Annotated in this window: 18 protein-coding genes; 9 read left to right on the top strand and 9 right to left on the bottom strand. The window is 47.0% G+C overall.

Annotation, left to right across the window (positions count from 1 at the left end):
* Nucleotides 1-96 precede the first annotated feature (96 nt).
* Both HHL16_RS02355 and HHL16_RS02350 read left to right on the top strand, forming a co-directional pair.
* Nucleotides 97-777 (top strand): histidine kinase, encoded by a 681-nt coding sequence (locus HHL16_RS02355; protein ID WP_169423537.1) that lies wholly within the window; start codon nucleotides 97-99, stop codon nucleotides 775-777.
* A gap of 9 nt (nucleotides 778-786) precedes the next feature.
* Complete coding sequence (locus HHL16_RS02350) at nucleotides 787-1,440, top strand: response regulator transcription factor (protein WP_169423536.1); 654 nt, start codon at nucleotides 787-789, stop codon at nucleotides 1,438-1,440.
* Here the strand turns inward: HHL16_RS02350 and HHL16_RS02345 are convergent, their stop codons facing one another.
* A complete protein-coding gene (locus tag HHL16_RS02345; RefSeq protein WP_169423535.1) occupies nucleotides 1,441-4,488 on the bottom strand; it encodes a two-component regulator propeller domain-containing protein in 3,048 nt (1,015 codons plus the stop codon).
* Between HHL16_RS02345 and HHL16_RS02340 the strand changes: the two genes are divergently transcribed.
* Nucleotides 4,469-5,692 (top strand): clostripain-related cysteine peptidase, encoded by a 1,224-nt coding sequence (locus HHL16_RS02340; RefSeq protein ID WP_169423534.1) that lies wholly within the window; start codon nucleotides 4,469-4,471, stop codon nucleotides 5,690-5,692. The genes HHL16_RS02345 and HHL16_RS02340 overlap by 20 nt on opposite strands.
* On the opposite strand, the gene HHL16_RS02335 is transcribed toward HHL16_RS02340, so the two are convergent.
* The 5 genes from HHL16_RS02335 to HHL16_RS02315 form a co-directional block, all read right to left on the bottom strand.
* Nucleotides 5,693-6,145 carry a hypothetical protein gene (locus HHL16_RS02335; protein ID WP_169423533.1) on the bottom strand — a complete coding sequence of 151 codons (453 nt, stop codon included), beginning with the start codon at nucleotides 6,143-6,145 and terminating at the stop codon, nucleotides 5,693-5,695.
* A gap of 169 nt (nucleotides 6,146-6,314) precedes the next feature.
* The gene (locus tag HHL16_RS02330) at nucleotides 6,315-7,721 is read right to left on the bottom strand and encodes an MBL fold metallo-hydrolase (protein ID WP_169423532.1); all 1,407 of its coding nucleotides are present in this window, start codon (nucleotides 7,719-7,721) and stop codon (nucleotides 6,315-6,317) included.
* Nucleotides 7,722-7,830: 109 nt separating this feature from the next.
* Nucleotides 7,831-8,178, bottom strand: coding sequence for a metalloregulator ArsR/SmtB family transcription factor (locus tag HHL16_RS02325; protein WP_169423531.1), 348 nt, complete (start codon nucleotides 8,176-8,178; stop codon nucleotides 7,831-7,833).
* Nucleotides 8,179-8,283: 105 nt separating this feature from the next.
* Entirely contained in the window at nucleotides 8,284-8,994 is a 711-nt protein-coding gene (gene tsaB, locus HHL16_RS02320; protein ID WP_169423530.1) for a tRNA (adenosine(37)-N6)-threonylcarbamoyltransferase complex dimerization subunit type 1 TsaB, read from the bottom strand.
* A gap of 1 nt (nucleotide 8,995) precedes the next feature.
* Nucleotides 8,996-9,640, bottom strand: a complete 645-nt coding sequence (locus HHL16_RS02315) for a 3-hydroxyacyl-CoA dehydrogenase family protein (RefSeq protein ID WP_169423529.1) — start codon at nucleotides 9,638-9,640, stop codon at nucleotides 8,996-8,998.
* 83 nt (nucleotides 9,641-9,723) lie between these two features.
* Between HHL16_RS02315 and HHL16_RS02310 the strand changes: the two genes are divergently transcribed.
* The gene (locus HHL16_RS02310; RefSeq protein WP_169423528.1) at nucleotides 9,724-10,104 is read left to right on the top strand and encodes a Rid family detoxifying hydrolase; all 381 of its coding nucleotides are present in this window, start codon (nucleotides 9,724-9,726) and stop codon (nucleotides 10,102-10,104) included.
* A gap of 11 nt (nucleotides 10,105-10,115) precedes the next feature.
* Here the strand turns inward: HHL16_RS02310 and HHL16_RS02305 are convergent, their stop codons facing one another.
* From HHL16_RS02305 to kbl, 3 genes are all read right to left on the bottom strand, one after another.
* Nucleotides 10,116-10,646: a DUF3267 domain-containing protein gene (locus tag HHL16_RS02305; RefSeq protein ID WP_169423527.1), complete on the bottom strand. Its 531-nt coding sequence runs from the start codon at nucleotides 10,644-10,646 to the stop codon at nucleotides 10,116-10,118.
* 10 nt (nucleotides 10,647-10,656) lie between these two features.
* On the bottom strand, nucleotides 10,657-11,700 hold the full coding sequence (locus HHL16_RS02300; RefSeq protein ID WP_169423526.1) for a hypothetical protein: 1,044 nt from the start codon (nucleotides 11,698-11,700) through the stop codon (nucleotides 10,657-10,659).
* A 161-nt stretch (nucleotides 11,701-11,861) separates the two neighbouring features.
* Nucleotides 11,862-13,049: a glycine C-acetyltransferase gene (kbl, locus tag HHL16_RS02295; RefSeq protein ID WP_169423525.1), complete on the bottom strand. Its 1,188-nt coding sequence runs from the start codon at nucleotides 13,047-13,049 to the stop codon at nucleotides 11,862-11,864.
* 86 nt (nucleotides 13,050-13,135) lie between these two features.
* Between kbl and HHL16_RS02290 the strand changes: the two genes are divergently transcribed.
* The 5 genes from HHL16_RS02290 to HHL16_RS02270 all read left to right on the top strand — a co-directional run bounded on the left by HHL16_RS02290 (nucleotide 13,136) and on the right by HHL16_RS02270 (nucleotide 16,802).
* Nucleotides 13,136-13,366 carry a hypothetical protein gene (locus HHL16_RS02290; protein ID WP_169423524.1) on the top strand — a complete coding sequence of 77 codons (231 nt, stop codon included), beginning with the start codon at nucleotides 13,136-13,138 and terminating at the stop codon, nucleotides 13,364-13,366.
* 203 nt (nucleotides 13,367-13,569) lie between these two features.
* Nucleotides 13,570-14,055, top strand: a complete 486-nt coding sequence (locus HHL16_RS02285; protein WP_169423523.1) for an RNA polymerase sigma factor — start codon at nucleotides 13,570-13,572, stop codon at nucleotides 14,053-14,055.
* Between the two features lies 1 nt (nucleotide 14,056).
* Nucleotides 14,057-15,259, top strand: coding sequence for a hypothetical protein (locus tag HHL16_RS02280; RefSeq protein WP_169423522.1), 1,203 nt, complete (start codon nucleotides 14,057-14,059; stop codon nucleotides 15,257-15,259).
* Between the two features lie 28 nt (nucleotides 15,260-15,287).
* Nucleotides 15,288-16,124, top strand: coding sequence for an outer membrane beta-barrel protein (locus HHL16_RS02275; RefSeq protein WP_169423521.1), 837 nt, complete (start codon nucleotides 15,288-15,290; stop codon nucleotides 16,122-16,124).
* Nucleotides 16,125-16,247: 123 nt separating this feature from the next.
* Complete coding sequence (locus HHL16_RS02270; protein ID WP_169423520.1) at nucleotides 16,248-16,802, top strand: L,D-transpeptidase; 555 nt, start codon at nucleotides 16,248-16,250, stop codon at nucleotides 16,800-16,802.
* Nucleotides 16,803-17,241: the final 439 nt, after the last annotated feature.

Genomic DNA, 17,241 nt, shown 5'->3' with positions numbered 1-17,241 from the left:
TCAATTACCGTGTTTTTCCCGGTTGAATTCTGCCCATCAGGTATTAACGTTGCTATGGAGACCATTCACTGGTTTCTACCCTAGTAAACATTGATAATGATGACATCCGGAATTGAACAGCAGAGTGACCGGTTGGGAGAAGAACTGCTTCGTGTGCAACTCGAAATACAGGAACGTGAGCTTGAAATGATCAGCGCAGAAATATTTGACAATGTAGGTCAGGTATTGAGCCTGGCCAAGTTGCAGCTGAGTTCGCATGCACCACTGGAAAAAGATAACCTCTATAAATCGATTGCTTCTTCGAGGAAGCTGGTAGGAAAGGCCATTCAGGACCTCCGCCAGGTGGCAAGGCCCGTTACCATCACCGAGATCAGAGACAAAGGATTGCTCTTTGCCCTGGCTCATGAAATGGAAACCCTCGGCCGTATCTACAACCGTAAAATCGAATTCACCGTAAACGAAAAAATCGATAGATTCGATCAGGCCAGTGAACTGATTGCCTTCAGACTTTTACAGGAACTGCTGGCTATCTTTGTGGAAGTGAGTGGCAAGAGACCCATTCTGGCAAGCGCCGAATTGCGCGAATCGGACGTTCGGTTTTTAGTAAGCAATAATCCGTTGCTTCATACCGTTAAGCCGGGCATTGCACAGGAGGTACTTCCCGATGATGCCCGCCAGATGCAGATCAGGGCCGAACTGATCAATGCAAATCTGCAAATCTCCGGATCTGCAGACGGTGAGCTGGCCATCTTCCTGACCCTGCCTTTGACCCATTAAAAACAATGTATGACGGAAAATATAACAGTTGGCCTGGTAGATGATCATGTGCTGCTTCGAAACGGACTGGCTGCTCTCGTGCGCAATATCGGCCATCAGGTAGTGATAGAAGCGAGCGACGGCAAAGACTTCATCCAGAAACTGGAGAATGGAATTGAACCGCAGGTAGTGCTTATGGACATCAACATGCCGCAGATGGACGGATACGAAACTGCCGGATGGCTCAAACAAAATCGTCCGGATGTAAAAGTGCTTGCACTCAGCATGTACGACGATGAAGCCGCTATCATCCGCATGCTGAAAAACGGAGCACGTGGATATATTCTTAAAGATTCCGATACTCCTGAGCTGAAATCAGCCATAGAAGCGGTTCTCAGCAAAGGTTTCTACTATACCGAAATGATCACGGGCAAACTGCTGCATACCATCAATCAGTCAGACGACGAAGGCGCAACACGCAAAGTGCTTAACCTCAACGACCGCGAACTGGAGTTCCTCAAACTGAGCTGCTCCGAAATGACCTACAAAGAAATTGCAGATAAAATGCATCTTAGTCCGCGTACCATCGACGGATACAGAGACAGCCTCTTCGAGAAACTCAAAATAAAAACACGTGTAGGATTAGCCATTTATGCCATCAAGCACGGCATTGTGCATGTGTAATCATTGTTTGGATAACTGAACGGAAGTTCCTTTTCCCGGAGCAGAATAAATATTCGACAGATAGCCTGCCGCTTCGGCTCTCGACCGGATATTGATAGTGCCGTTGCCTGGCGTTACTGTGGCGGGATCAAAGCCTTTCCCATTATCACTAACTGTAATGTGCAATCGCTTATTGATATAGTGCATCTGAAGAATGATGGAACTGCAGGATGCATATTTGATACTGTTGTTGATCGACTCTTTCATGATCATGTAGAGATTTCTTCTCTCTTCTTTTCCCAGCTTTACATTCCAGGCATCGGTGCTGATGTCTTTCTTCAGTGATATGCCCTGCGAATCGCAGAGCGGTTCTGCGAACTGCATCAGTCTGCTTACCAGATGATCTACGGTATCTTTCTTGTCGTCGAGTACCCAAATGAGATCGCGGGTGCTCACGATGGCTTGCTGTACGCTTTCTTTGATGCGTTGCAGATGCAGGTTGTTCTGAGGATCGAGCAGTGCGAGATTGGCGTGTACTTTCACGCTGTTGAGCGTACTGCCGAGATCGTCGTGCAGATCGTTGGAGAGTTTTTTTCTGATGCCTTCTTCGCGCGCGAGCTGATGCATGCGCATGCGATACAACACAAAGGCAATAAGAATACCCACCAGTATCAGCAGGGCTGTGAACCACCATGTCTGAAACCACTTCGGCTCAAATTGCAATACCAGTTGAACAGGTTCACTCCATACACCTGCTTCGTTGCTGGCTCTTACCTGTAAAGTGTATGTACCCGGACCAATGCCCACCAGGTTAAGAAAAGGTTCATGCCCGCCATCTTCCCATTGTTTGCTGATGGGATTCAGCATGTACTGATAGCGTACTTTCTCCGGGCTTGTAAAGTTCACTGCAGAGAAATGAATGGTAACCTGTGAAGCATCTTCGGGAATAATCAGGTGCTTCATAAAAATATCGAGCGTGTCTGCAGAACTGGCCTCTGTGCTAACACTGGCAGTGGAAAAATACAGGACCGGTGCAGGCGGACTGCTGCTGATCTTCTTCGGATCAATTCTGGTGAATCCGTTGAAGCCGCCGAAAAAAAGAAAATTACCGGAGACAGCACCGCTGGTTTCTTCGAAGCTGCTGGAATGCAATCCATCTTCTTCAAAATAGTTCATGGCCTTTCCCGAACGGATGTTCAGTACACTCAATCCATTATTGCTGCTGGCCATCAACGTACTGTCTGAAAGTTTCATCAGCTTGTACAAACCAACATTGTTGATGCCGTTACGGTGTGCGTAGATTGTTTTGATGGAGAGATCTTCTTTCAATGAAACGATGCCAACGCCGTAGACTGCGAGCCAGAATGCATTAGCGGCTTCGCAGATATCCATGATCACACTCAGCGGTTTCTGTTGCACCGGATCGTGAAGCGTGATATGCTGCATTGAGTTACTGCGCACATCGTACACCGAAATAACATTATCGCAGAGTATCCACAGTCTTTTGCGAGAATCAACAAAGAGACGGTTGATCACATTGCTTTGCAATCTCACACCTGCGCTTTGCGTGTTGATGGTGCTGACGGTTCCCCGTAGAACATTCCAGCAATGCAATCCTTTCTGATTCTGGCTTGCCATGAAGATCAGTGAATCGGCAAAACTGGTAGCGCCGATCAGCAGATCACGACTGATGGATTTCAGTTCCGGAAAGTATTTTTCGAGTGACAGCGAATTTCCTTCAACATCGAACAACTGGAAACCCTGATCTCCGGAAGCAATAAAAAGATTGCCGGGCACTTTGAAAACCGACATATAAAAATCAGGCACCGAAAATTTTTCCAATGAACCGGTTCGATGGTTGGCAAAGAACAATGCATCATCTGAACACACTGCGAGCACTGAATCTGAAATTGGCAACAGTCCCATGGAGTGTTTGATGCGGTTGCCATTTCCATTGAGCGAATTGCTCAGTCCCATGAAAGGTGAGAAACGATTTTTCACCCACGCGATGCCGTATTGCGATCCTACCCATATCACCGGTCCCTGCTGGTAAATGCAGTTGGCAAGCTCGAAGAAATCCTGGTTCTCATGGCTGCGTGTAGGCCTGATGTGAACCGGATTGTCGAGCGTGGAGTCGGTTTGGAATAAGCCGTCTTTTCCGCTGTACAACACTTTGCCATTGTATACAGAAACACTGCTGAGGTATTTATTGAGAAACCAGAGGGCAGGCGTGGTCTGCAGTTTGCGCGGATACTGGATCTGATTGGTGCGCAGCGCCAGGCATCGCAATCCCATGCTGGTGGTGATCCAAAAGAGACCTGCATGTTCAGCTACGTCGGTAAACTGAAACCCATCTTCGTTCAGGTAGAGTTCTGCTGTGCTGATGAACCGGATCATTTTTTTCTGCACCGGATCGTAGAGCACAATGCCTTTTCCTGAAAGAAAGAGATAGAGCAGTCCTTCTTCGGTAACTTTTATTTTGTCTACAGCATATGATTTATCGAAGAGCTCAGTTGTTCTGAAACGAAAGAACTCCGATTCTTTTTTTGTATCGAAACCGATTACTGTTCCTTCGTTGGTGCCGATGTAGAGCAGGTTGCCTTTTCGCGCAAGGCATTTGTTCCAGTAGTCCGGTTGTCCCTTTCCGTTAAGGTGTGTGTAGTTGTTTACAACGCTCACCGTTCGAAGATCGATTTTTGATAAGCCTTCATATGAAAATAAGGCGTAGAGATAATTTCCGGTGGAGTCGGGGATGATGTCGAAGATATCCTGACCAGGCAGGTTGCGCGAAAAAATTTTGTTGCCTGCATTGAGCACTTCAACTTGTCGTCCGTCGAATCGGTTCAATCCATCCTGTGTGGCAATCCAGAGGAAGCCATATTTGTCCTGCACTATTTTTCTTATATTGGAACTGGAGAGACCATTGGCAACACTCAATCCGGTGATGGGAACAAAAGCAGTTTCCTGTGCCGTTAACCGGCAACAAAGGATAAGGGCGATGATTGCTATTCCTCTTTTCTCTCCCAAAACAACAGCAATCAAATCATGTATGGCTCGTAGTATAAGCACCTGGACCGTTTCTATTGTGATTTTTCACGATGGAATACACGATCATGTGTATGATGAAGTGGAACAATCCATCTTGCAGCAGCGTCTGACCGGCAGATTAAGGTATGTATTTTTTTACTTTCATCTGCAGAAGAAACAAGCTGAAGTGAAGGAATTGACATTTCACAACAACTTACCCATCTTAAAAACAATCGATAGTTATCCTGCAGACATCTTTGATTCGCATTCGTTGCTGAAATTTTTTAACGAAATAGTAAAACCCGTAGGGACTGCTGATCCATCACATAAGCACCTGCTGATAATGAAAGGACATGGAGCCGGAATGGGATTCTTTGCACAGCGAAATGCAGATGGCGGAATTGAAATGATGACGGCAAAACAGCTGGCAGACATCATCCGGCAAAGTATCGGAAAGGTAGATGTACTGGTTCCTTTGTGCTGCTACGTGCAGCTGCTGGAAACCGGTTTTATGCTCAGAGCTGTTGCAGACATGATCGTTGCTCCGCAGACTACCATTACTTTTTACGGTATACACTATGCGAAATTATTTGCGATGCTGGAGGCAGATCCTGATTCTTCGCTGCAGGCAATCGGGGAAAATATTACGCAAAACTTTCTCCCAAGATATCATGAAGAACCATTTCTAAGCGAATGGAAGAATAGATACGCAGATGAGCAGGATCCCAATCTGGTAAGTCTTTCCGCCAACTATACACATGCGTATGATGAAATTGTTAATTGCGTGAATGCACTCACAGATTGGATGATGCCCTGCTTTGAGCCGGGAAGAGAAGAATTGTTCTTTGCCATTCGTCGCGCGCGTGAACATTGCGGAGAGCTTACGCCATCAGGTGCATTTGGATTTATCGATCTGCACTTTTTTATGCAGCAATTGGAAAAAGAGGCGGGCCCGGATGCTGCTCTGCAACAACTCATGCATCAGTTTTTTCGGGTTCGTTCAAAATGCATGGCTGCGCTTCACATGCCGCCGGGCCCGCCGGATCTCTATGCTCCGTCAACAAAACGTGGAAGAAGCAATATTAAAAGTCCATTATACCTTTCGATCTTTTTTCCTGCATTTGCTATAACTGATGAGCAACTGGCCATCAGAGAAATGTATACTCAGCATGATGGACCATTGCAATCATTTAATGATGCATGCAGGTGGGGGCAATTTATCTTTCAATTTTTTCTGAGAACCTGATTAGATACCTGCACCACGAACCTTACCACCTCCTGACTCAAAATCAAACTGCCAGCCAAGTGTATTGTTATTGGGATCCGGGTTGTCGAGAATTACTTCGAGCGAATCGGGATCGGAAACAGTGTATTCTGCTTCGTCGTCTTCAGGCAGCGGCAGACCACCTACGCCCGGAAGAATATCGATAGCGCCACGCAGATTCATTTCTTCTTTGGGAACTTCGTAGTCGGTTGTGTGGATCTGTACATTGTCTGTTTCGAAAGTGATGGTGAACTTCACGCGTCCTTTTACAGCTTTGATTTTTTTTACTTTGATACTGAGAGTACCGGGCACGAGGTCTTCGGGTCTGAACTTGCCGATATTGTCTTCGAGATTGATCGGATTAAGATGCACCAATAATCCGGGAGGAAGTTTTACAGGGTCCTGATCAGCGTTGGGGTTAATTGTGTTAGCCATAATACCTTGTTTTTAAAGGAATGAATTAATGGCACCAAACTATAAAGTCTTTTTGCAGCATGCAAGGGTGTATCTCCCGGTGAGGTACGTGAAAAACACGGTATAGGTCAAAAAAAATCAGCCGGTGATAGTTGCCGGCTGATTTCTGTCAAATGATATGTCGTTAGGATCAGTTCAGTACACTGTTCTCTTTTACGATTTCAATTCCTTTCTGCTGGCTGATGGTGCCCCATCCGCCGAGTACATTGCGGAGATTGTGGATGCCCTGACGTTTGATCATCGATGCTGCAATAACGCTGCGGTAGCCACCTGCGCAATGAACATAGAGATTTTGATTTTCTTCGAGATTGGCGAGATTGCCGGGATCGGTCATTTCAGCGAGCGGAATATTTACTGCGCCCTGAATGTGTCCGTCGGCAAATTCTGTTTCTCTTCTTACATCCACCACTACGAGATTCTTATCGTGTGGGAGATCCATTGCTAATTCATCTGCTTCTACGTCGATGATCATATCGATTTGTTCGCCGGCATTCTGCCATGCTGCGAGACCGCCATCGAGATAGCCGCGCAATTCGGAGAAGCCTACACGTGCGAGACGAACTGCAGTTTCTTTTTCCTGTCCTGGTTCGGTTACCAGTACAATGGGTTTGTCGAAAGGAAGCAGTGAGCCTGCCCATTCAGCAAATCTGCCTTCGAGGCCGATGCTGATAGAACCGGGAACAAATGCTGCAGTGAATACAGATGCTTTGCGGGTATCGAGTACAATCACTTCGGGATTGCTCTGGAATTCTTTGAATGCGGGAACAGACAGAGCGGTCAATCCTTTTTCGAGGATGGAGTCGAGGCTGTCGTATCCTTCTTTATTGATGCGTGCATTGATGGGGAAGTATTGCGGAGGCAATGCAAGTCCATCAGTTACTGCTTTGATGAATGCTTCGCGGGTCTGTGGTTGCAGTGCGTAGTTGCTCAGTTTCTGTTCTCCGATAGTGCTATGTGTTTCGGGGCCCAGATTTTTTCCGCAGCTGCTTCCTGCACCGTGTGCGGGATAGACAATCACATCATCGGCGAGTGTTGCAATTTTGTTTTGCAGCGAATCGAAGAGCAGGGAAGCGAGTTCTTCTTTGGTCATGTTACCGCTGCTGAGATCGGGGCGGCCAACATCTCCAACGAAGAGGGTGTCGCCGGTGAACACTGCATGAGCTTTTCCGCTGGCATCTTTCAGCAGGTAGCAGGTAGACTCCAGGGTGTGGCCGGGAGTGTGCATCACCTGAATGGTGAGGGCACCGAGCTGGAAAGTTTCACCGTCTTTGGCGAGGTGAATGGGAAAGCTGGTCTCTGTATTTGGTCCGTACACGATGGGAGCGCCGGTGGCCTGCTGGAGGTCGAGGTGGCCGCTCACGAAATCGGCATGGAAGTGAGTTTCGAAGATGTATTTGATGCTGGCATTGCGTTCTGCGGCCAGCTGGAGGTAGGAGTCAATATCGCGCAGGGGGTCGATAATGGCAGCCTGGCCTTCGCTTTCAACATAGTAAGCGGCCTCACTCAGGCATCCGGTATATAACTGCTTAATAAACATTAGTTCGTATAATTTAGGTGCAAAGTTAACCCTAAAAAAGCAAAAGCAGAAGGAGGGTAAACCCCTTCTGCTTAGTGCCAGGTTGATTAAAATACGCTGATACGGTGGGTCAGGTATTGAGATCCTCAACGCATTGCATGATATGAGCTACGCGGGATCCGTTTACGGAGTAATAAATGAACTTGCCGTCTCTCTCGGTTTTCACAATTCCTGCTCTTCTGAGGATGGCGAGGTGTTGGGAAGCGACAGATTGTTCCAGTCGCAGGCGAACATAAATTTCCGTTACGGTCAGGCGTCGGTGCTCGTCAATGAGCTTGAGGATCTGCTGGCGCAGCTTATGGTTCAGTGCCCGTAAGATCATAGCAGCCTTTTTCAGGTTTAGGAAGTCTACTTTTACGGAGTCACCAGGAACGCCATCCGCGGCCAGCACCATGGAGTAATTACTTGTTACGTTCATGTGCACATCAGAGCTTTTTAGTATTAGATAGGATAAGCGAGCTGTCAAATTTACAAGAAAAAAAGTACCTTATTGGACGTTTATATGTATAAAAGTTTCTGTTGGTTACTTTTTTACATAAGTGTAAAATTCTTTGAGATAAACGGGTTCTTCGTAGGCAAGACTGGCAAATTTCTCCTGCATAAATAACACATCCGCCAGCGGAGCCAAATGTTCGGCCGTTTGAATCACATCTGCAAAAAAAGCATGTGGGTGATCGCATACAGGTTTCCACTTAGCACTGCCATTTCCGAGAAAAAGTATACTATTATTTTCTAATTCTTTGTTAAAAGACCCATCCTCCAAAATCAGTGCAGTAGGGGTTTTCACTATGTTTAAATGCAGATCGTACAGAGCAGTAAACACTTCCATTCGTCTGGCGTCGATCATCGGACAAATTAGTGTTCCGTTTTTTAATCCGGCTTTAATGCTGTACTCATCCCCATTTGGGAAACATTGTTGCAACGCCGCATGCGCCATCACTTTCAATGTATTTTCAGTGATGAGCGGAATGCCAAGTGCATAACACAGTCCCTTGGCTGTTGCCATGCCTACACGTAAACCAGTGTACGAACCAGGGCCTGCTGTAACGCCTACCCCCTGAATATCTTTCATCGTGTAGCCGGTGGCTTCGAGCAATTGCTGAATGGCAGGCTGTATCCAGGCTGCATGATCGCGTTGCTGGTTATTGATGAGTGTGTGCACAGGCACTCCATCTTTAGCCAGACAAATGCTGGCGCTTTCAGTTGCTGTATCTATGTTGAGGAGAATAGCCATATCAGAGTGTAGCGGGTTTTGTATCGACAGCGGTTTCCAGTGCAGGCGCGGGCGCGTAGCGTACATCGGTGGTTTGCAGTTGCTGCAGCAATGCAAATACGCGATGCAGACCAATCTGTTCGCTCCACTCGAACGGACCCATCGGGTAATTGGTTCCGAGTTTCATGGCGATGTCGATCTCTTCGCGGCTGCTCACTTCTGCACCCAGCGTAAAGTATGCTTCGTTGATGATCATGGCCAGCACTCTTGCTGTGATCATACCGGGCACATCCGGCGCCAGCTGGTACTTCCAGTTGAGTGAGGCGAAAATTGATTTTACTGAATCTTCGGTTACAGATGAGGGTAATACGATCTCGGCAATCTCCCTTTTCAGCAGGGTAGGCCATCCGTTGATGCGGATAAATGGTTGGCGGATGTCTGCAATGGTATGCTCCACCGCATTCACTATCACAGGCTTCGGCAGCAGTCTGGCGAGCTGTTCATTGCGTTCGGCATCATTGCGGAAAAGCAGGTCCACATACAGATCTGCATCGATCATGCGAAGCGAGCTCACAGAATCGACCCAGATGGTTTCGATGCCTTCGGGAAATTGATGTTGCAACCATTCCTGTTTCAGCGTATCATCGGCCAGTATTGCGATCGTCATAACTAAAAACTTTCCGCAAAGAAAACGCATTACGGGGAATTATCAGGTGAGTAAGATCCGCGGGGTTTTAATATTTTTGGAGTATGGAAAAAAGAATTATCAATACCCCGGATGCTCCGGCCCCCATCGGGCCCTACAGCCAGGCTGTTCTGGCAAACGGCACTTTGTACATTTCAGGTCAGGTTGCCATCAATCCTGCAACTGGTAATGTGGAAGCCACAGATACTGTTGGCGAAACAGTGCAGGTAATGAAAAATCTGAAGGCTTTGCTCACTGCTGCTCAGATGGATTTCGGCCATGTGGTGAAAACAACCATCTTCCTCAGCGATATGTCGCTGTTCCCTGTAGTGAATGAAGAGTACGCAAAATCGTTCAGCGGCGATTATCCTGCGCGCGAAACCGTTGCAGTGAAAGGATTACCCAAAGGTGTGAATGTTGAGATCAGCATGATCGCTGTGAAGTAGTCTGTTGTTTATCAGGCCATCCAGTAAATGATCAGTTGCGGAATACCCACCGCTATGGCAACGCCATACAACAGATCGAGCCAAAACATACTGCCGATGGCTCCGAGCCAGATCAATCCCACTACCGGGAACCCAATCAGTTTCGTTAGTGGGCTTGTTTCCTTTTCGCGGAGCGACTTCAGAATATTCTTCGCATCGCCGGTGCTCGGAAATGCATGCATGGCAATGGACACACCGAGATACATCAGCAGATAGTGCACCCAGTTTGCATTGTCCAATGTGAATACCGGCAGCGCGGCAGGCAATGCGATCAATGCACCCAGAATAGTGTTGATCAGAAATGGCCCGGCACTGATGATGATACTCTGCCATTTCCTCGGAGGCGTTTCGTGCAACACAAATCCCGAAGGATTTCCTACCTGAAAATATACCACCTGAAATACCGGCACTTTAAACCATCTGCAAAAAAGCTGATGGGCCAGCTCGTGTACTATCACGCCCGGAAATGTTGCAATGGAAACAGCGATACCTGGAATCAGCATAGACGAAATATTATTGAATTCTGAAAGGAACTTTTCCATTGATCACATCGGAGACATACTGAACAAATTCTGCATTGGTTTCGCTGTTCTGCCTGCAGGTTGTGATCAGCTCATCACGCTTCTGAAACTGCCCGTTGAAATGATAGGCGAGTATGAGTGTGGCGGTGTTGTAAGGATCATCTTTATCGAGCTTCACACTTTGCAGCGCCATGCGGAGGCCTTCCGCATCCTGCTTCTGTTTCAGTCTGGTTCTGGCTTTCGACGCAAGCGCGTATCCTGCTTCTCGATTAATGGAAAGCAATTTGTCGTTATAGCTGTCAGATTCTGCAAACTCATTGGTTTCTCTCTTGAGTGATGCCATCAGCCGCAATGCAGGAAAATAATCCGGATCTTTTCTCAGAATCAGTTGCAGCAGACTATCACTCAATTTGAAACGATTGTGATCGAAAAGAATCGAGGCGTAAGAAAAATGCCCGTACATATCTTCGGGATGTTTGCGCAGGTATTTTCTGAATGGCTGATCGGGTATAGCATTGTTGTACACTTTCATCAACTCTATCATAGAATCTTTAGGCATGTAATTGGTGAACTTCGTCATCACCTGATCAACCTGTTTGTATAACTGATCGTTGGCAACAGACTTGCCTTCGAGTTTTTCTGCGATGAGTGAAAATGCATTCAGATCCATATTGTGATAAGCAGCGAGTGCCAGATGGCATTGTATGTCGATATCATCCGGCAGCAAATCGGCAGCCTTGCTGAATTCGCGTTGTGCTGTTACGTAGCGTTTTTCTTTCTCTGCCCGCTTGCCTCTTTCGATGCTCAATCCCAGATTGAGATTGGAAGGAAAGCTGATGCAGCAATACAGCATCAGTGTGAGAACGCCGATACCGAAACATTTTATCCAGACCGGAATGGGATATTTCAGAAACTGTTGCCTGCAATCGTTGCAGAGAGGGGTAGCATGACCGTGCAGGATGAGAGAAGAACCGCACTGCTCGCAGGATGCAAGATGCGGGTGATCGTCCGTTACAAGGTATAATGAGTTTTTCATAGAGGTAGGTCAATGATAAAACGCTGAACAGGCCGCTTTATTTTGACCGGAAAATTATCCGGAGCGAACCTTCGCTTAAACTCCAACAAATCAAGGGTATGGAAAAAAGAAAACGGGAGCCATAACAGCTCCCGTTTCAATACATATCTGAATAAGATTAATTACTTCACTACGCCCAGTTCTTTTCCAATCTTCGTAAAAGCAGCGATGGCTTTTTCGAGATGATGCTGGTCGTGCGCTGCGCTGATCTGAACGCGGATGCGCGCCTGACCTTTTGCAACAACCGGGAAGAAGAAGCCGATTACATAGATGCCTTCTTCGAGCAGCTTTGCTGCGAATTGCTGTGCCACCACTGCGTCGTAGAGCATGATGGGAACAATCGGGTGATCGCCGGGTTTGATATCGAAACCTGCAGCTGTCATCTGTGTGCGGAAGAACTTGGTATTGTTTTCGAGTTTGTCGCGGAGCTCGGTTGTTTCGGACAACAGATCGAGTACTGCGATGCTTGCTCCTACGATGCTTGGTGCAAGTGTGTTGGAGAACAGGTATGGTCTGGAACGCTGACGCAGAATTTCAATCACTTCTTTTCTGCCGCTGGTGAATCCGCCGGATGCACCACCCAATGCTTTGCCGAGCGTACCGGTGATGATATCGATCTTGCCAACAACGCCACGGTACTCATGTGTACCTCTTCCGGTTTTGCCGAGGAATCCGCTGGAGTGGCATTCGTCGATCATGATGGCAGCATCGTATTTCTCTGCGAGTTCAACAATTTTATCGAGCTGAGCGATAGTGCCATCCATGCTGAACGAACCATCGGTTACGATGATGCGGTTGCGTGCAGAAGCGGACTCTTTCAGTTTCGCTTCGAGATCGGCCATATCGTTGTGTTTGTAGCGGAAACGTTGTGCTTTGCAAAGACGAACACCGTCGATGATGCTGGCGTGGTTCAGTTCGTCGGAGATGATGGCATCCTGCTCATTGTAGAGTGGTTCAAATACGCCACCATTTGCATCGAATGCTGCGGCGTAGAGAATGGTGTCTTCTGTGCCGAGGAATTTGGAAATTTTCGCTTCCAGTTCTTTGTGAATATCCTGAGTACCGCAGATGAAGCGAACACTGCTCATGCCATAGCCGCGGTAGTCAACATATTTCTTGGCGGCTTCAATCACTTTTGGGTGCGAAGAAAGGCCGAGGTAATTGTTGGCGCAGAAGTTCAGTACTGTTTTTCCGTTAACGGTGATCTCCGCTCCCTGGGGAGATTCAATAATCCGCTCTGTTTTATAGAGGCCGGCGGTTTTGATCTCGTCCAGCTCAACTGCCAGTCTTTTCACTAAATTGTTATCCATATAGCCAGGTATTTTTAGGTAGGCAGCAAAAATAGTGTAACATTTTCGATGTACCTTCGTCCTATCATTCAAAAACAGAACGTGCTATGTTCAAGAAAACCTTTGTCCGCGTTACGCTGATGGGGCTGCTGCTGGTGGCGGGTACGCTGTTTGTGCTGGCTGCCTGGGCACCGAAGACCCACGGATACGCTGGCGATTGCAAGGCTGTAAAGGAAGCTGTTGAAGAAGAATGCGGCCAGCAAACCAAAGAACAGCAGGGGGAATTCCGGATCTGGGAGTCTCTCAACCGCACGTTGATGAGCATCGCTCCGTTCTAACCCATTAATATTGGTAAAAATATTTATATGAAAGACCGTCTCCCGCAGGGAGGCGGTTTTGTTTTCAGTAGGTGGCAGCTGAGGTAAATGGGTACCGAACCGGCAAAAACAGAAAATATTTGCAGTGGCTGTAACATCGGCCTTGCATCGATCGTATCAGTAATATTATAATTGAGGAATAAACACTAGCCTGGTCCCTGCTTATGACCGAGAAAGAGTATAATGATTGTGTAAGCCAGTACGCCGATAACGTGTACCGCTTCATCCTGAAGAATCTCCGCCATGCGGAAGATGCGCAGGATGTGGTGCAAACGGCGTTCGAGAAAATGTGGATCAACCGGCAGGATGTAGATGCCGCCCGATGCAAGAGTTACCTCTTCACCGTGGCGTACAATCAGATGATCGATCATCTGAGAAAGAATAAAAGAATCAGCCTGAGAGAAGAGTTCAAAGAAGAAGCGCGTGTAACGGATGGACAGGTGAGCAATACCCGAAAAGTGCTGGAACAGGCATTGGGCCGTCTCAACGAAGTGCAGCGTTCGCTGGTATTGCTGAAAGATTACGAAGGGTACTCATACGAAGAGATCGGTACCATCATGAACCTGAACGAGAGTCAGGTAAAAGTGTATCTTCACAGGGCAAGGATCCAGCTGAAGAATTATCTGGTTAGTCCTGAAAATGTTTTGTGATATGAACATTAACAGACAGAATTACGAAGAATGGTTGCTACTCTACGTAGATAATGAGCTCAGCCTCGCCGAGCGCATTATTGTGGATGATTTCCTTGCTGCCAATCCCGATCTGCAGCAGGAGCTGACCATGTTGCAGCAAAGCACATTTCAGCCTGAGGATGCCATTGTATTCGAACATAAATCTGCGCTCTATAAAAATGAAAGCTCCGGCATTACAGATGCCAGCTGCGAACAATTCTTTGTACTCTATGCCGATAACGAACTGAGCAATGAACAGAAAGCAGCAGTAGAAGAATTTGTTTACAGAAACCCGCAGCACCAGGCATCATTCGAATTGATACAGCAGGCGAAACTGACGCCGGATCGCAGTATCGTTTTCCCCGATAAAAAATTACTGTACCGAAGCGAGAAAGAGCGTCGCGTAGTAACGATGAGCTGGTGGAAGATCGCCGCCGCAGCAGTATTGATTCTGCTGATTGGCGGAGTGAGTTACAAATTGCTGGTACAATCCGACGATAAAGGCACTTTAGCCGGTAAGGATAACACTAAAGCAACGGAACAATCATCAGGCATTGCTTCCAATGATTCTGTAACGGACCAAACGCAGGATACACCTGCGATACAGCCATCTCAGGAATCGGAAGTCCCTGCTAATGATCAGCAAAATGCCGAAGGCAATGCGCCCAAACCTGCGCCTGCAGCAATACCCAAAGACAAATACGGAAACAAAAGAAATCAACCACCGGGTCAGCTTGCTTTACCGGTAATTCCTTCGCCAATTACACCAGCTGATGATAAGCGTTACCGTATCAATCCGTCTGTACAAAACAATAAAGACTATGCAGCAAATCTTCCTGAAAAAAAATCGGGAGACGAAAGTAACACAACAGTCGCTTCATCCGTAATACCAAAAGAAGCCGCTTCTTTGAAAGCCGCAGACCAGCCAGTTACAGGCAAGATCGCTGCCGCGGTAAATAACACAGCGATCGATCCGGGCGATATGGCTGCTGTATCAAACACTGCCTGGGATCTGAACAGCAACACAGATGAAGAACTGATACCGGCGCAACCCCGCAAAGGGAAGATGCGCGGACTGTTCAGAAAGGTCAGCAGGGTTTTTGAGAAAGCTACCAATGCAGATACCGACGATAACCGTAAAGGAAATATCCGCATTGCCAACTTCGAAATCGATCTGAAATAATTCCATTTACATCGCAAACAGACCATGTATGAAAAGGATAATTACACTCCTTACAGGGCTTTCTATTGGATTAACGGCCCTCGCCCAAACCGATTCAGCCAAAGTTGAGAAATATGATACCGTTCGTATCGGCGCCATGATCATCGTAAAGAAAAAAGGGAAAGATGATGAAAACAATAACGGCACGCATGTTCGCTACGACCGCAGCAAATATGTAAAACCCAGAAAGATCTCCACCAACTGGCTGGTATTCGATATCGGTTTCAACAACTACACCGATCGCACCAATTATGCCAGTCCTGCCATTCAGGATCCTGCAACCGGTTTTGCTCCCGGATCAAACGAAGAATGGTTCAAGCTCCGCACCGGGAAATCCATCAACGTAAACGTTTGGCTTTTCATGCAGAAGCTCAGCCTCTACAAAAATTATGTGAACCTGAAATATGGTTTGGGAGTGGAACTGAACAACTATCGCTACGAATCACCCATCAAATACAAGGTGAACCCTACCCAGGCATACATGGATAATTCCACGCACTACAGCAAGAACAAGCTGGCCGCAGATTACGTAACTGTGCCGCTGATGCTGAACTTCGACTTCGCTCCCAAACTCAAAAGAAAGCTGGGTGTAAGTGCAGGGGTAAGTGCAGGATACCTGTATTCGAGCCGTCAGAAAACGGTTACGGATGCCGATGGCAAGCGTAAGAAAAGAGACGATTTCAACCTCCGTCCCTGGAAGCTCAACTATTTGGCTGAGATCTCTTTCGGATGGGTAGGTGTATACGGAAGCCTTGCTTCACAGAGCATGTTCGAGAAAGGGCCAGATCAAACGCCATACGCGGTGGGACTGCGTTTCGGCTGGTAATCAACAGGGAATATTTTTTCCACATTAAAAATAATTTCGATGTAGCCACGTTATCTTGCGTAGTAACTATTGTTCACCAAATCCGATAGCATCGACTGGTCTCTACGCAAAAACCTGCTTATCATGAAACGCTTACCCGTTGTTTTCCTGCTGTTGTTAATGGTTGTCATGAACACAGCATTTGATGGAGCTGAAAAAACTGCCACTCACAGAAAGAATTTCAAGGAAGGCCCCGAAGGGGTGGTATACATTGTGGTAGATAAGTCTGACTATGAGCTGAAAGTGTATGATGAGGAAGGATGGTATGCTACCTATCCTGTAGTGTTCGGAAGCAAAGATCTCGGCGACAAGCTGATGGAAGGCGACCGCAAAACTCCCGAAGGCAATTTCAAAGTGATCTCCAAAAGACCACACCAGAAATGGCATAAAATGCTGATGCTCGATTATCCTACGCAGGAGAGCTACGCCAAATTCAATGAGCGTAAAGCGGCGGGAAAGATCCCCAAGGGAGCTAAGATCGGTGGAGGTATTGCTATTCACGGCACATGGCCGCACGACGATCTCTCTGTAGATGATTTCACCAACTGGACCAACGGTTGTGTAAGTCTGAAGAACGAAGATCTCGATGAGCTGGATTCTTATCTTCCCATCGGAACCAGAGTAACCATTCAGCGATAAGCAACTGATGGCACTATCCGATTCAGGATTTTTTCAAACTATTCAATCATACGGGCGCTGAACAAATACGTTCAGCGCTTTTGTTTTGCAGGTAATGCATCCTCTGCGGAAAAAGTTTGAACATCAACGGTGGAGCCAATTAATCATCCTTTTCAATTCTCAATCAGTTCTGCGGATCGGCTAGTACTTTCACTTTTCCGGCGCTAGGATTTATACGCAACCCGCAACGATTTATCCAGAATGCTTGTCATTTTGAACAAAATGCATTCATTTTGTTACGGGTTCCGCCGTAACCCAAGTGAAGGAAAAATCCGAATCCTGAAAAACCATGATCCAAACGGGAAACATCACTAGCCATACTACATTGGCTAAGAAAACGGTCAATGTTTCCGACTCTATGAAAACCCCACACCTCCAGCCGTGGGGTTTTTCTTTGCAA

The sequence above is a fragment of the Pseudoflavitalea sp. G-6-1-2 genome, assembly GCF_012927185.1.
In the GTDB taxonomy this organism is placed as follows: domain Bacteria; phylum Bacteroidota; class Bacteroidia; order Chitinophagales; family Chitinophagaceae; genus Pseudobacter.
The sequence above is the reverse complement of the archived record's forward strand: the minus strand, read 5'-3'. Positions and strand labels throughout refer to the sequence as shown.

Bases quoted from the DNA above. Each gene is read 5' to 3' on its own strand.
- HHL16_RS02285 (WP_169423523.1), top strand. From the start codon at position 13,570: ATGACCGAGAAAGAGTATAATGATTGTGTAAGCCAGTACGCCGATAAC.
- tsaB (WP_169423530.1), bottom strand. From the start codon at position 8,994: ATGGCTATTCTCCTCAACATAGATACAGCAACTGAAAGCGCCAGCATT.
- HHL16_RS02290 (WP_169423524.1), top strand. From the start codon at position 13,136: ATGTTCAAGAAAACCTTTGTCCGCGTTACGCTGATGGGGCTGCTGCTG.
- HHL16_RS02355 (WP_169423537.1), top strand. From the start codon at position 97: ATGATGACATCCGGAATTGAACAGCAGAGTGACCGGTTGGGAGAAGAA.
- HHL16_RS02280 (WP_169423522.1), top strand. From the start codon at position 14,057: ATGAACATTAACAGACAGAATTACGAAGAATGGTTGCTACTCTACGTA.
- HHL16_RS02335 (WP_169423533.1), bottom strand. From the start codon at position 6,145: ATGGCTAACACAATTAACCCCAACGCTGATCAGGACCCTGTAAAACTT.
- HHL16_RS02305 (WP_169423527.1), bottom strand. From the start codon at position 10,646: ATGCTGATTCCAGGTATCGCTGTTTCCATTGCAACATTTCCGGGCGTG.
- kbl (WP_169423525.1), bottom strand. From the start codon at position 13,049: ATGGATAACAATTTAGTGAAAAGACTGGCAGTTGAGCTGGACGAGATC.
- HHL16_RS02340 (WP_169423534.1), top strand. From the start codon at position 4,469: ATGGCTCGTAGTATAAGCACCTGGACCGTTTCTATTGTGATTTTTCAC.
- HHL16_RS02330 (WP_169423532.1), bottom strand. From the start codon at position 7,721: ATGTTTATTAAGCAGTTATATACCGGATGCCTGAGTGAGGCCGCTTAC.
- HHL16_RS02325 (WP_169423531.1), bottom strand. From the start codon at position 8,178: ATGAACGTAACAAGTAATTACTCCATGGTGCTGGCCGCGGATGGCGTT.
- HHL16_RS02350 (WP_169423536.1), top strand. From the start codon at position 787: ATGACGGAAAATATAACAGTTGGCCTGGTAGATGATCATGTGCTGCTT.
- HHL16_RS02275 (WP_169423521.1), top strand. From the start codon at position 15,288: ATGAAAAGGATAATTACACTCCTTACAGGGCTTTCTATTGGATTAACG.
- HHL16_RS02300 (WP_169423526.1), bottom strand. From the start codon at position 11,700: ATGAAAAACTCATTATACCTTGTAACGGACGATCACCCGCATCTTGCA.
- HHL16_RS02315 (WP_169423529.1), bottom strand. From the start codon at position 9,640: ATGACGATCGCAATACTGGCCGATGATACGCTGAAACAGGAATGGTTG.
- HHL16_RS02270 (WP_169423520.1), top strand. From the start codon at position 16,248: ATGAAACGCTTACCCGTTGTTTTCCTGCTGTTGTTAATGGTTGTCATG.
- HHL16_RS02310 (WP_169423528.1), top strand. From the start codon at position 9,724: ATGGAAAAAAGAATTATCAATACCCCGGATGCTCCGGCCCCCATCGGG.